The organism is Streptomyces sp. NPDC054834, from assembly GCF_053611185.1.
Genome location: NZ_JBSGZV010000067.1, coordinates 1 through 12,639 on the forward strand (window position 1 = coordinate 1; position 12,639 = coordinate 12,639).

Annotated in this window: 10 protein-coding genes; 5 read left to right on the forward strand and 5 right to left on the reverse strand. The window is 72.9% G+C overall.

Going from position 1 to position 12,639, the window contains the following annotated elements:
• Positions 1–100: 100 nt before the first annotated feature.
• Entirely contained in the window at positions 101–1,156 is a 1,056-nt protein-coding gene (locus ACWGJM_RS44855; RefSeq protein WP_453417554.1) for a DUF2637 domain-containing protein, read from the reverse strand.
• A gap of 323 nt (positions 1,157–1,479) precedes the next feature.
• A complete protein-coding gene (locus ACWGJM_RS44860) occupies positions 1,480–2,313 on the reverse strand; it encodes a (2Fe-2S)-binding protein (protein ID WP_453417555.1) in 834 nt (277 codons plus the stop codon).
• A gap of 154 nt (positions 2,314–2,467) precedes the next feature.
• On the opposite strand from ACWGJM_RS44860, the gene ACWGJM_RS44865 reads away from it, so the two are divergent.
• A complete protein-coding gene (locus tag ACWGJM_RS44865; RefSeq protein ID WP_453417556.1) occupies positions 2,468–3,268 on the forward strand; it encodes a GntR family transcriptional regulator in 801 nt (266 codons plus the stop codon).
• A gap of 324 nt (positions 3,269–3,592) precedes the next feature.
• Here the strand turns inward: ACWGJM_RS44865 and ACWGJM_RS44870 are convergent, their stop codons facing one another.
• The 3 genes from ACWGJM_RS44870 to ACWGJM_RS44880 all read right to left on the reverse strand — a co-directional run bounded on the left by ACWGJM_RS44870 (position 3,593) and on the right by ACWGJM_RS44880 (position 6,810).
• Positions 3,593–4,117, reverse strand: coding sequence for a DUF2231 domain-containing protein (locus ACWGJM_RS44870; protein WP_453417557.1), 525 nt, complete (start codon positions 4,115–4,117; stop codon positions 3,593–3,595).
• Between the two features lie 71 nt (positions 4,118–4,188).
• Complete coding sequence (locus ACWGJM_RS44875; RefSeq protein WP_453417558.1) at positions 4,189–4,971, reverse strand: hypothetical protein; 783 nt, start codon at positions 4,969–4,971, stop codon at positions 4,189–4,191.
• Between the two features lie 138 nt (positions 4,972–5,109).
• Positions 5,110–6,810, reverse strand: coding sequence for a PucR family transcriptional regulator (locus ACWGJM_RS44880; protein ID WP_453417559.1), 1,701 nt, complete (start codon positions 6,808–6,810; stop codon positions 5,110–5,112).
• 299 nt (positions 6,811–7,109) lie between these two features.
• Here ACWGJM_RS44880 and ACWGJM_RS44885 point away from each other — a divergent pair, with 299 nt between their 5' ends.
• From ACWGJM_RS44885 to ACWGJM_RS44900, 4 genes are all read left to right on the forward strand, one after another.
• Complete coding sequence (locus ACWGJM_RS44885; RefSeq protein WP_453417560.1) at positions 7,110–8,000, forward strand: FAD binding domain-containing protein; 891 nt, start codon at positions 7,110–7,112, stop codon at positions 7,998–8,000.
• The gene (locus tag ACWGJM_RS44890; protein ID WP_453417561.1) at positions 8,000–8,587 is read left to right on the forward strand and encodes a (2Fe-2S)-binding protein; all 588 of its coding nucleotides are present in this window, start codon (positions 8,000–8,002) and stop codon (positions 8,585–8,587) included. The genes ACWGJM_RS44885 and ACWGJM_RS44890 overlap by 1 nt, the downstream gene beginning before the upstream one ends.
• Positions 8,588–8,592: 5 nt before the next feature.
• Complete coding sequence (locus ACWGJM_RS44895; protein WP_453417562.1) at positions 8,593–11,013, forward strand: xanthine dehydrogenase family protein molybdopterin-binding subunit; 2,421 nt, start codon at positions 8,593–8,595, stop codon at positions 11,011–11,013.
• Between the two features lie 128 nt (positions 11,014–11,141).
• Positions 11,142–12,599, forward strand: a complete 1,458-nt coding sequence (locus ACWGJM_RS44900; protein WP_453417563.1) for an NCS2 family permease — start codon at positions 11,142–11,144, stop codon at positions 12,597–12,599.
• The last annotated feature ends 40 nt before the right edge of the window (positions 12,600–12,639 follow it).

The window sequence follows — 12,639 nt, forward strand, 5'->3', positions numbered from 1 at the left end:
GGGGCGTGACCCTGAAGGTCACGCCCCCGTCCCGTGGCGTCCGGTCCCGGCCGGACCGCTGTGCGAGACTGCCGTGTCCCGGCCTGCTCGCACCCGAAACCTAGCCGAACTGCTGCTCGAGGTCCTTGAGTTTGCGCTCCAGGGAGTCCAGGCGCGGCAGCGCCATGGTGTCGTCCTCCGCGGTCAGGTCGACCGTCAGGGGGTCAGACCCTTTGCGGACCGGCTGAAGGGAGGGCCGTGAGCGTACGGGCAGCTGCTCCGGCGCGGATATGGCAGGCTCCGCGGTGAGTTCGGCGGCGGCCTGGGCGGAGCCGCGCTCCACCGCCTGCACCTCCACCTGACGGCCGCCGCCGCGTCCGACGAAGCCCCGGTGGCCGCGGCTGATCGCCTTCAGCTGGGCGCGCTCCACTCGCTGCTGCTCGCGGCGGCGCTGGCGCGTCTGCTCCTTCTGGCGCTGGTCCTCGCGGACCTCCTCGACCGCCTCGTCCAGGCTGCGCACGCCCTCCAGGAGCATCAGCGACCAGGCCTTGTAGGTCTCACGGGGCGCCCGCAGCCAGCGGACGACACGGATCTGCGGCAGCGGACGCGGCACCAGGCCCTGCTCGCGCAGCGCGGCCCGGCGGGTCTGCTTCAGGGCGCGGTCGAACAGCACGGCCGCCGACAGCGACATGCCGGAGAAGAACTGCGGGGCGCCCGCGTGGCCGATGCCCCTGGGCGCGTGCACCCAGTTGAACCAGGCGGCCGCGCCGGCGAACGTCCATACGAGTATGCGGGAGCCGAGCGCCGCGTCACCGTGGCTGGCCTCGCGCACCGCGAGCACGGAGCAGAACATCGCCGCGCCGTCCAGGCCGAACGGGACCAGGTACTCCCAGCCGTCGGTCAGGCCGAGGTTCTGCTGGCCGAAGCCGACCAGGCCGTGGAACGAGAGGGCGGCGGCGACCGCCGCACAGCAGAACAGAAGGACGTAGGAGGCGGTGCCGTAGATGGCCTCCTTGCGCCTGCGGCGCTCCTCGCTGCGCTCCCACGAGTCGTCCGCGCTCGCGTTCTCCCCGGAGGAGCGCTTGCCGCGCGCGAGCACCGCCACCGCCGCCAGCATGCCCAGGAGCAGTACGGCGCCGGGAAGCAGCCAGTTCAGCGATATGTCGGTCAGTCTCATCTGGGGTCCCTTGCATTGGGATAGGGCGTAACGCCCGCCATAGTGGCCCAACCCCACCGGCCCTCAAGGGGTTTCGGGGCAAGAGGCCGCCAAGGAAGTGCAAGGGGATGCCCAGGGCGGCGTTCTGCTCGAACTGCCGCGTGAGGGGCGGGAGTTGAGTTCGAATAAGAGTACCCGGACGGATGGTTCCTCGGAAAGTTCCCGCGACGGGTGAGGAAGTTGTGAATTCCCTTTCCCGTGCGGGCGACACGCCGGTTCGCGGCGGGCCCTCCGATCGCGGCGATCCTAGTGGACGCGGAGGCTGATCCATTCCTGAGGGTGCCTCAAGCGGCTGCGGTGGCAGTCAGTTTGGCGACGCGGTCGGTGTCGCAGGTGCGCGGGCAGGTGGCGCAGGTGTCCTCGGGGCGGAGTGTGTAGAACATGCAGCAGCTCGCCCGGTCCCGGGTGGGCAGCGGCTCGCCGTCCGGTCCGGTGAGGGTGCGGAAGGCGGCGGAGCCGACGTACGGCCGGGTGGCGCCCGGCAGCAGCAGCTCCAGCTCCCGCACGGCCCGCTCCTGCTCGCCGAGCAGGTGGGCGACGTACCACAGCCCCTCGACCAGCTCGTCGGTCGCCATGCCCCACAGTGCCCGCCCGCGCCGCCGCATCCGGGGCCCGAACCCGTCCAGCACGGGTTCCAGGTGCTCTGCCACCGCCGCCCGCACCCGGTGCCGCAGCGCTTCCTCGTCCGGCACCACGACCGCGCCGGGCAGCGCCGCCGCCGGGTCGTCCGGGAGGCAGGCGAAGGAGGCGGCGCGGACGGCCATGCGGCCGGCGGTGCGGTCGTACGAGACCTGGGTCACGGGCAGGCGCGGCACCCGCCGGTGCAGGAACCACGGCACGGTGATGAGCAGGCAGGCGGGCCAGGCGTAGCGGTGCAGCCCGAAGCTCGCCACGACGTCCGGCCGGGCCCGCTGTCCGTAGTCCCGCAGCACCTGGGCCTCGTCCCAGGCCAGGAAACCCGCGAGGTCCGCCCCGCCCTCCGCGAGCGAGGCGGCCCGGACCCAGTGGCCGCCGCGCGGAGCGGGGTCCTCGGGGCCCAGCTCCGTGACGGCCAGGCCCGGGTAGGCCTCGGTGAGGCGGGCGTAGGCGTCGGAGAGGGGCGAGGCCGGGGCGGGCATGGGGGACCACCGATCGGGAAGCGAGAGAGGTAAGCCTTACCTTACCAACCTCCGGGTGAAGTTTGAACTGTCGCGCTCTGCGCCTAATGTGCTTGACGGACGAGTAACAACCCGTCGTAATGACCCCAAGTGCCGACAAGCCGGAGGAGGACCCGTGAAGCAGGGCGTGCAGGACTCCGGCGGCACGGGGACCCCGGACCTCCGAGCCGCCGTCCGGGTGCCCCCGCAGCCCCGGGCGCGGGACGTGGACCGTCAGCGGGACACCCCGGCCTCCCCGGCCGCCCGCGGCGAGCACACGCACGGCGAGCCGCCCCTCCCGGACTCCCGCCCCGCCGTCCAGCGGTCCTCGGTCCGCGGCCAGATCCTCGACGCCCTGCGCCACGCGCTGGTGGCGGGCGACCTGAAGCCGGGCGAGGTGTACTCCGCGCCCGCCCTCGGGGAACGGTTCGGGGTCTCCGCGACGCCCGTGCGGGAGGCCATGCAGCAGCTCACGCTGGAGGGCGCGGTGGAGGTCGTGCCCAACCGGGGGTTCCGGGTCGTGGTGCGGGGCGCGCGGGAACTCGCGGAACTCGCCGAGGTGCGCGCGCTGATCGAGGTGCCGGTGATGCTGCGGCTCGCCCGCGCGGTGCCCGCGGAACGCTGGGCCGAGCTCAGGCCGCTGGCCGAGGACACGGTCCGCGCGGCGTCCTCCGGCTGCCGGGCGACGTACGCGGAGTCCGACCGGGCCTTCCACCGGGCGGTGCTGGGCCTCTCCGGGAACGAGCAGCTCGTCCAGATCGCGGGGGACCTGCACCGGCGGGCCCAGTGGCCCCTGGTCGGCGGCCCCGCCCGCCCCGCCCGCGCCGACCTCCTGGCGGACGCGGCCGAGCACACGGCCCTGCTGGACGCACTGATCGCACGGGACCTGACTGTCGTGCGATCCCTCGTGGGGGAGCACTTCGCGGGCGCGAACTGAGTCCGATGCGGTGAGTCTCAGCGGCCGGGCCCGCGCCCGCGGCCGGTGGCTGTGCTGTCACGGTGATCCGCATGGGCGGGGTCGGCCGGTGGCCGGTGTCGGCCGAAGCGGCGTGGGCCGCCGGCGTGGGCCGGTCAGGAGCCGTTGCTCGCGGTCTTCGGGAAGCCGTCGTGCCAGGCGGTCTTGGCGCGGGGGGCGCCGACGCGGTGACCGTCGGCGACCGCGCCCGCGGCCGGTGGCTGTGTTGTCACGGTGATCCGCTTGGGCGGGGTCGGCCGGTGGCCGGTGTCGGCCGAAGCGGCGTTGGCCGCGGGTGTGGGCCGGTCAGGAGCCGTTGCTTGCGCTCTTCGAGAAGCCGTCGTGCCAGGCCGCCTTCGCGCCGGAGTCGCCGATGCGGTAGACGTCGACGACCGCGCCCGCGGCCACGGCCAGCGACAGCACGGCCACGGCTGTCCGCACGGGCAGGGACGACCAGCGGCCGGAGCCCGCGGAAGCGGCTTCCGGGGCGCCGGTCCCGGCCGCGGCCGCCTGCCTTCGTGCCGCCCACCACACGGCCGTCGCCAGGACGGAGAGGCCCAGCGCCCAGGGCAGCAGGCCGTCGCCCAGTTCGGCGTGCCGCCGTACCAGGGCGTCGCTGTCGACGTGCCGCTCCAGCCACTCGCCGGCCTGCGTGGTCAGCGGCACGCTGACGAGGGAGGCGAGGGCGAGCAGCGGCAGCAGCGGGCCGAGGCGTCGGGCGGCCCGTGGCCATACCGCGCAGGCCACCAGGGCCAGCGCGGTCAGCGGGACCAGGACGACGACGACATGGACGAGCAGGACGTGCGCGGGCAGGCCGTTGACAAGGCTCATCGGGGGGTTCCTCCGCCGGTCGGGCGCGTCAGCCTGGCACAGGAACCTCTCAGTTTCCTCTGGGTTGCCGCTCAGGCTGTGGCCGCCCCCGGCGCCGGCGGGGCCAGCTGCTGTGCCAGCCACGTGGGCACACCGCCGAGCAGCCGGAACAACCGCCGAGCCTCATCCCGCAAGCGCGATGCCTCCGGCTCGGTCTCCGTGTCGGCCAGGGAGGCCAGGGCCGGGGCCGTGCCGACCAGGTAGCCGAGCTCCTCACGGATGCGCAGGGATTCGGCGAAGCCGTGCCGTGCCTCCGTCAACTCCCCCTCCCGCAGGGCGAGTCCGGCCAGGTGCCGCCAGGTGAAGGACAGCAGCAGCGGATCGGAGTGCGCGGCGGCGCCCGCGTGGGCGCGGCGGTACGCGGCACGGGCCGCCTGCGGGGAGCGGGCCAGGTTCTCGGCGAGCAGCCCCCGCCGGAAGTCCAGCAGAGCCCGGCCGGGAGCGTCCGGCGCGATCAGCGCGGCGGCCCGCCCGAGCGCGGCCCGCGCCTCGTCGGCCCGGTCGCGCACCCCGTGCAGCGTTGCCGCGTAGGCGAGCTGTCCGCGCTCGCAGGCGGCGGCCCCGCGTTCCTCGTCGCCGCCCGCCAGCGCCTCGGCGGTGCGCAGCGCGTCCTCGGCCTCCTCCCACCCCCGCTCGGTGTACAGGCACCGTTCGACGAGCAGCCCGGCCCGTTGCAGCGCGGCGGCCGCGCTGTCCGGCGGGAGCAGGGCCGCCGCGTCGGCCCAGCAGGCCCGCGAGCGCAACCGCCATACCGCGGTCTGGAGGGGATCGTCACCAGCGGTCGTTCCGTTACCAGACATGGCGGAATGCGCCACGTTGCCCTCCCCGAGCACGCCATCGAGCTTGTGAGTGGTGGCCGCATTCCAGCACCGATCGGCGGGCCGGGCCAAGAGGCTGGGTGAAACTTTTCACAAAGTGACGGGAGTGATCTCCTCCGGGATCGCTTTCCTCGCTCAGCTCATCCGCAGTGCCAGGAAGAAGTCGAGCTTGTCCTCCAGCCGGGACAGATCACGCCCCGTCAACTGCTCGATCCGGCCCACCCGGTACCGCAGCGTGTTGACGTGCAGGTGCAGCCGCGTCGCGCAGCGCGTCCAGGACCCGTCGCAGTCGAGGAAGGCCTCCAGCGTCGGGATCAGCTCGGCCCGGTGCCGGCGGTCGTAGTCCCGCAGCGGGTCCAGTAGCCGCGCGGTGAAGGCCCGGCGGACGTCGTCCGGGACGAAGGGGAGCAGCAGCACATGGGAGGCCAGTTCCTGGTGGCCCGCCGCGGATACCCGGCCCGGCCGAGCCGCCGCCACCCGCCGCGCGTGCCGCGCCTCCTCCAGCGCCCCGCGCAGCCCCTCCGCCGAGTGCACGGCCGCGCTGACGCCGAGTGTGACCCGGCCGTCGTCCTCGAGCCCGGCCGACAGCGGGGTCCGCACGGACTCCAGCAGCGCGTCGGCGAGTATCCCCGCCTCGGAGCCGTCGTGCTCGGCGGACACGGCCGGGAGCGGCACCAGCGCGATCGCCTCGTCACCGGTGTGCGCGACGGCGATCCGGTCGGAGGGCTCGGGGCCGGTCGCCCGCGGGTCCACCAGGATCTCCTCCAGCAGCGACTGGGCCACCGGCCCGCCCTCGACCTCCCCGCCCTCCCACTCGACCCGGGCCACCACCACCTGCCAGTGCGGGGCGGCGCCGAGGCCGGGCAGCAGGACGGGTGCCGCGACCCTCAGCCGGGCGGCGATCTCGGCGGGCGCAGCGCCCGTCTGCACCAGTTCCAGGACCTCCTGGGCGAGCCGCCGCCGGACCGTGCGGGCCGCGTTCCGCCGGTCCCGCTCCACCGCGATCAGCTGGGTGACGCCCTGCAACAGGTCGAGGCGCTCCTCGGGCCAGTCCCCGGCGTCGGCCTCGACGGCCAGCAGCCAGTCCGACAGCACCGTCTCGCGTACGTCCCGGGCGGCCTGCGGGGAGCGGCCTTCCCCGGCCACCGGAGGGCGGTGCCCCCAGCTGCGGATCGGGAAGAGCGAGTACGTCGTGGAGCCCAGCGTGAGCCGGTGCGGCCCCCGGCGTCCGGTGCGTACGGCGGCCAGGTGCTCGGCGGCCAGCCGGCCGCACGCCTCGGCGGGCAGCGCCGGGCCCGCGGTCTTGGGGCCGGCGATGAGGCGCCCGGCCGGCGACAGCACCCAGGCACGCAGGTCGAGGTCCGAGCCGAGCAGATCCAGGACGACGTCCGGGCCGCCGCCGGCCGGGCCGGCGGTCATCATCCGGCGGTGCCGGTCCACCACGGCCGCGAGATCCCCGGCCCGCTCGCCGGAGACCTGCCGCACGACGTGCTCGGTGATCGTGGCGAACGCCACCGACTCGTGCACCGCGAACAGCGGCAGCCGGTGCCGCGCGCAGGCCACGACCAGGTCGTCCGGGACGTCCCCGAGCTCGGCCTCGCCGGCGGCGAGCGCGGCCACGCCGGCCTGCACCAGGATCCGTACGAACGGCTCGGAGTCCGCGGCGTCCCGGCGCCAGGCCAGCCCGGTCAGCACCAGCTCGCCGCCGGAGAGGTAGCGGCTGGGGTCGCGCAGGTCGGTGGTCATCACGCCGCGGACGGTGCGGTCCAGCTCGTCCTCGCCGCCGAGCAGCCTCAGGCCCAGCGCGTCGGTGTCCAGCAGTGCGCGCAGCCGCATTCTCGTCCGCCGTTCTCTGTCTCGAAATCTACGATGAATCGTGGAGCGTCTCGTGGGGCGGGGGTCCCCTGACGTTTCCTCGGAAAAACGAAGAGGTTACCGAGAGCCTCCGTTCATACGAATCTACAAGATGCCCGCCGTGGCCAGGCAACTCCTTCATGGTTTCCGTGACTGACCCCGTCGGAGCACAGCGCTGTGTACTGAGCCCGTTCAGCGTGAACACCACATGAACGAGCCGGGCCCGCCGCACCCGATCTGGCTCGAACCGTCCGACCTCGAGACCAGGAAGAGAGCCGGTCATGGACTTCCTTCGCCCCGCCAGCTGGGAGGAGGCGCTCGCCGCGAAGGCCGAGCACCCCACCGCTGTGCCGATCGCGGGCGGCACCGATGTGATGGTCGAGATCAACTTCGACCACCGCCGGCCCGAGTACCTCCTCGACCTCAACCGCGTCGGCGATCTCTACGAATGGGAGGCCGGCGAGGACAGCGTGCGGCTGGGTGCCTCGGTGCCCTACACGCAGATCATGGAGAACCTGCGCGCCGAGCTGCCCGGCCTGGCCCTCGCCTCGCACACGGTCGCCTCCCCGCAGATCCGCAACCGCGGCGGCGTCGGCGGCAACCTCGGCACCGCCTCCCCGGCCGGCGACGCCCACCCCGCGCTGCTCGCGGCGGGCGCCGAGGTCGAGGCCGAGTCCGTGCGCGGCTCCCGGCTGATCCCGATCGACGAGTTCTACACCGGCGTGAAGCGCAACGCCCTGGCGCCCGACGAGCTGATCCGCGCGGTGCGGGTGAAGAAGGCCGACGGCCCGCAGCAGTACTCGAAGGTCGGCACCCGCAACGCCATGGTCATCGCCGTGTGCGCCTTCGGGCTCGCCCTGCACCCCGAGACCCGCACGGTCCGCACCGGAATCGGCTCGGCCGCGCCCACCCCGGTGCGCGCGAAGACCGCCGAGGAGTTCCTGAACGCGGCGCTCGAAGAAGGCGGCTTCTGGGACAACGGAAAGATCATCACCCCGTCGGTCGCCAAGCGGTTCGCGGACCTGTGCGCCGCCGCCTGCAACCCGATCGACGACGTCCGGGGCACCGCGAGCTACCGCCGCCACGCGGTCGGCGTCATGGCCCGCCGCACGCTCACCTGGACCTGGGAGTCGTACCGCGGCACCCGCCGCACCTCGGAGGGAGTCGCGTAATGCGTGTCAACTTCACCGTCAACGGACGCCCGCAGGAAGCCGACGACGTGTGGGAGGGCGAGTCCCTGCTGTACGTGCTGCGCGAGCGGCTCGGCCTGCCCGGGTCCAAGAACGCCTGCGAGCAGGGGGAGTGCGGGTCCTGCACGGTCCGCCTGGACGGCGTACCGGTGTGTTCGTGTCTGGTCGCCGCCGGGCAGGCCGAGGGCCGTGAGGTCGTCACCGTCGAGGGGCTGGCCGACCACGCCAAGCAGCGGGCCCGCGGTGACTCCTGCGGGACCTCGCTGGACGAGGCCAAGGCCTGGCAGGCCAGGGGCACCGACTCCCGGACCGGCGAGGGCACCGGCCCATCCCCGCGCGCCGCGCTCTCTCCGGTCCAGCAGGCCTTCATCGACGCCGGCGCCGTCCAGTGCGGCTTCTGCACCCCGGGCCTGCTGGTCGCCGCCGACGAGATGCTCGAGCGCAACCCGGACCCGACCGACGAGGACATCCGCGAGGCCCTGTCGGGGAACCTGTGCCGCTGCACGGGCTACGAGAAGATCATGGACGCGGTGCGCCTGGCGGCCGCCCGGCAGGGAGAGGCGGTCTGAGCGGCATGCCCTCCCCCACTCTCGACTTCGCTCGAGCGGGCGGTGCCCCCATCGGCGCTCCCACGAAGATCACCCAGGGCACTCCGACGAAGGGCGGCATCGGCGCGTCCACGCTCCGTCCCGACGGCACCCTCAAGGTCACCGGCGAGTTCGCGTACTCGTCCGACATGTGGCACGAGGACATGCTCTGGGGTCAGATCCTGCGCTCCACGGTCGCCCACGCCGAGATCGTCTCCATCGACACGGGCGAGGCCCTCGCGACGCCGGGCGTGTACGCCGTGATGACGTACGACGACCTGCCCACCGACGTGAAGAACTACGGCCTGGAGATCCAGGACACCCCGGTCCTCGCCCACGGCAAGGTACGCCACCACGGCGAGCCGGTCGCGATCGTCGCCGCCGACCACCCGGAGACCGCGCGCCGCGCCGCCGCCAAGATCAAGGTCGAGTACCGCGAGCTGCCGGTCATCACCGACGAGGCCTCCGCGACCGCCCCGGACGCGGTCCTCGTCCACGAGGACCGCACGGACCACCACATCGCCCATGTTCCGCACCCGAACATCCTCCACCGCCAGCCGATCGTCCGCGGCAACGCGACCGAGGCGGCGAAGAAGGCGGACGTGATCGTCAAGGGCGAGTACTACTTCGGCATGCAGGACCAGGCCTTCCTCGGCCCGGAGTCCGGCCTCGCCGTGCCGGAGGAGGACGGCGGCGTCCACCTCTACATCGCGACCCAGTGGCTCCACTCCGACCTGCGCCAGATCGCGCCCGTCCTCGGCCTCCCGCCGGAGAAGGTGCGGATGACGCTCGCCGGTGTCGGCGGCGCGTTCGGCGGCCGCGAGGACCTGTCGATGCAGATCCACGCCTGTCTGCTGGCGCTGCGCACCGGCAAACCCGTCAAGATCGTCTACAACCGCTTCGAGTCCTTCTTCGGCCACGTCCACCGCCACCCCGCCCGCCTGTACTACGAGCACGGCGCGACGAAGGACGGCAAGCTCACCCACGTCAAGTGCCGCATCGTCCTGGACGGCGGCGCGTACGCCTCCGCCTCCCCGGCCGTGGTCGGCAACGCCTCCTCCCTCGGCATCGGCCCGTACCAGGTCGACGACGTCGACATCGAGGCCATCGCCCTCTACACCAACAACCCGCCCTGCGGCGCGATGCGCGGCTTCGGCGCGGTCCAGGCGTGCTTCGCCTACGAGGCGCAGATGGACAAGCTGGCGCAGCGGCTCGGCATGGACCCGGTGGAGCTGCGGCAGCTCAACGCCATGGAGCAGGGCACCATCATGCCCACCGGCCAGCCGGTGGACTCGCCCGCCCCCGTCGCCGAACTCCTGCGCCGCGTCAAGGCGATGCCCATGCCGCCGGAGCGCCAGTGGGAGAGCAGCGAGGGCGCCGACGTACGGCAGCTGCCCGGCGGTCTGTCCAACACCACGCACGGGGAAGGCGTCGTACGCGGTGTGGGCTACGCGGTCGGCATCAAGAACGTCGGCTTCTCCGAGGGCTTCGACGACTACTCCACCGCGAAGGTCCGCCTGGAGGTCATCGCGGGCGAGCCGGTCGCCGTCGTGCACACGGCGATGGCGGAGGTCGGCCAGGGCGGTGTCACCGTCCACGCGCAGATCGCGCGCACCGAGCTGGGCGTCGCCCAGGTGACCATCCACCCGGCCAACACGGAGGTGGGCAGCGCCGGTTCGACCTCCGCGTCACGTCAGACGTACGTCACCGGCGGCGCGGTCAAGAACTCCTGCGAGCTGGTGCGCGAGAAGGTCCTGGACCTCGGCCGCCGCAGGTTCGGCACGTACCACCCCGCCTGGGCCACCGCCGAACTGCTCCTGGAGGGCGGCAAGGTCGTGACCGACGCGGGCGAGGCCCTCGCCGACCTGGCGGACGTGCTGGAAGGGGAGGCCGTCGAGGTCGAGGCCGAGTGGCGGCACCGCCCGACCGAGCCCTTCGACCCGCGCACCGGCCAGGGCAACGGCCACGTCCAGTACTCCTTCGCCGCGCACCGCGCCGTCGTCGAGGTCGACACCGAGCTCGGCCTGGTCAAGGTCGTCGAGCTGGCCTGCGCGCAGGACGTCGGCAAGGCGCTCAACCCGCTGTCGGTCATCGGCCAGATCCAGGGCGGTACCACCCAGGGCCTGGGCGTGGCCGTGATGGAGGAGATCATCGTCGACCCGAAGACGGCGAAGGTCAGGAACCCCTCCTTCACGGACTACCTGATCCCGACCATCCTCGACACGCCGACCATCCCGGTCGACGTCCTCGAACTCGCCGACGACCACGCCCCCTACGGGCTGCGCGGCATCGGCGAAGCCCCGACCCTGTCGTCGACCCCGGCCGTCCTCGCGGCGATCCGGAACGCGACCGGGCTGGAGCTCGACCGCACGCCGGTCCGGCCCGAGCACCTCACCGGTACCGCGTGACTCCCGGGGGGCTTCGTCCCCCCGGGCCCCTTGTTCGTCTCGGGCCGTCCCCCGGGTCGTCCACATCCCAAATCCCGTGATCGCCGGGAGGCTTCGCGGGTGCCCCTATGAACCTTGGGAGATGACCCATGGCCCAGCGGTCACTGGAGCCGACGACCACCGCCGAGGACGCGGGCGCGGGAACCCGCGTCCCGGCCGGCAGGTCGTGGCTCGACCGGTACTTCCACATATCCCGGCGTGGATCCTCCGTCGCGCGCGAGGTCCGCGGCGGCGTCACCACCTTCATGGCGATGGCGTACATCCTGCTGCTCAACCCGCTGATCCTGTCCGGCAAGGACGCGGCGGGGGACACGCTCGGGCAGAAGGCGCTGATCACCGCGACGGCGTTCGCCGCGGCCTGCACCACGCTGCTGATGGGTTTCGTCGGCAAGGTGCCGCTCGCGCTCGCCGCCGGCCTCTCCGTCTCCGGTGTCCTGTCCTCGCAGGTCGTGCCGCAGATGACCTGGCCGCAGGCCATGGGGATGTGCGTGGTGTACGGCGCGGTCATCATGCTGCTGGTCGTCACCGGGCTGCGCGAGATGATCATGAACGCGATCCCTCTGGCGCTCAAGCACGGGATCACCATGGGCATCGGCCTGTTCATCGCCCTCATCGGGTTCTACAAATCGGGCTTCGTGCACCAGGGCAAGGCCACCCCGGTCACCCTCGGGCCCGCGGGTGAGCTGGCGGGCTGGCCCGTGCTGCTCTTCGCCGGCACGCTGCTGCTTGTCTTCATGCTCCAGGCCCGGAACGTTCCCGGCGCCATCCTCATCGGCATCGTCAGCGGCACGGTCGTCGCCGCCGTTCTCAACGGCCTCGGCGTCATCGACCCCGGGCAGTGGGCGGGCGGTGCTCCCGAACTCCACGGCAGCGCGGTGTCGATGCCCGATTTCTCGCTCTTCGGGCACGTCGAGTTCGGCGGCTGGGGCGAGGCCGGCGCGATGACCGTCGGCGTGATCGTCTTCACCCTCGTCCTCGCCGGGTTCTTCGACGCGATGGCCACCATCATCGGCGTCGGCACCGAGGCCGGGCTGGCCGACGACAAGGGCCGTATGCCGGGCCTGTCCAAGGCGTTGTTCATCGACGGCGCGGGCGGCGCGATCGGCGGTGTGGCGGGCGGTTCCGGCCAGACCGTCTTCATCGAGTCCGCGACCGGGGTGGGCGAGGGGGCGCGCACGGGACTGGCCTCCGCCGTCACCGGGCTGCTCTTCGCCGCCTGCCTGTTCTTCACCCCGCTCACCGCGATCGTGCCGCGGGAGGTCGCCTCCGCCGCCCTGGTCGTCATCGGCGCGATGATGCTGATGAACGCCCGGCACGTGGACTGGGCCGACCGGGCCACCGCCGTCCCGGTGTTCCTGACGGTCGTGCTGATGCCGTTCACCTACACGATCACCGCGGGCGTGGCCGCCGGCGTCGTCTCCTACACGGCCATCAAGGCCGCACAGGGCAAGGCCCGGGAGATCGGGGCATTCATGTGGGGCCTGACAGGCATCTTCCTGGTCTATTTCGCCCTCCATCCCATTGAGGGCTGGCTGGGCGTGCACTAGCCGGTCCGTCGGGCACCCGCCGCACGAGCGTTCTAAGGAG

Excerpts from the sequence above, each read along its gene's own strand:
- ACWGJM_RS44870 (WP_453417557.1), bottom strand. The coding sequence starts at position 4,117 with ATGAGCCTTGTCAACGGCCTGCCCGCGCACGTCCTGCTCGTCCATGTC.
- ACWGJM_RS44890 (WP_453417561.1), top strand. The coding sequence starts at position 8,000 with ATGCGTGTCAACTTCACCGTCAACGGACGCCCGCAGGAAGCCGACGAC.
- ACWGJM_RS44880 (WP_453417559.1), bottom strand. The coding sequence starts at position 6,810 with ATGCGGCTGCGCGCACTGCTGGACACCGACGCGCTGGGCCTGAGGCTG.
- ACWGJM_RS44900 (WP_453417563.1), top strand. The coding sequence starts at position 11,142 with ATGGCCCAGCGGTCACTGGAGCCGACGACCACCGCCGAGGACGCGGGC.
- ACWGJM_RS44885 (WP_453417560.1), top strand. The coding sequence starts at position 7,110 with ATGGACTTCCTTCGCCCCGCCAGCTGGGAGGAGGCGCTCGCCGCGAAG.
- ACWGJM_RS44855 (WP_453417554.1), bottom strand. The coding sequence starts at position 1,156 with ATGAGACTGACCGACATATCGCTGAACTGGCTGCTTCCCGGCGCCGTA.
- ACWGJM_RS44860 (WP_453417555.1), bottom strand. The coding sequence starts at position 2,313 with ATGCCCGCCCCGGCCTCGCCCCTCTCCGACGCCTACGCCCGCCTCACC.
- ACWGJM_RS44895 (WP_453417562.1), top strand. The coding sequence starts at position 8,593 with ATGCCCTCCCCCACTCTCGACTTCGCTCGAGCGGGCGGTGCCCCCATC.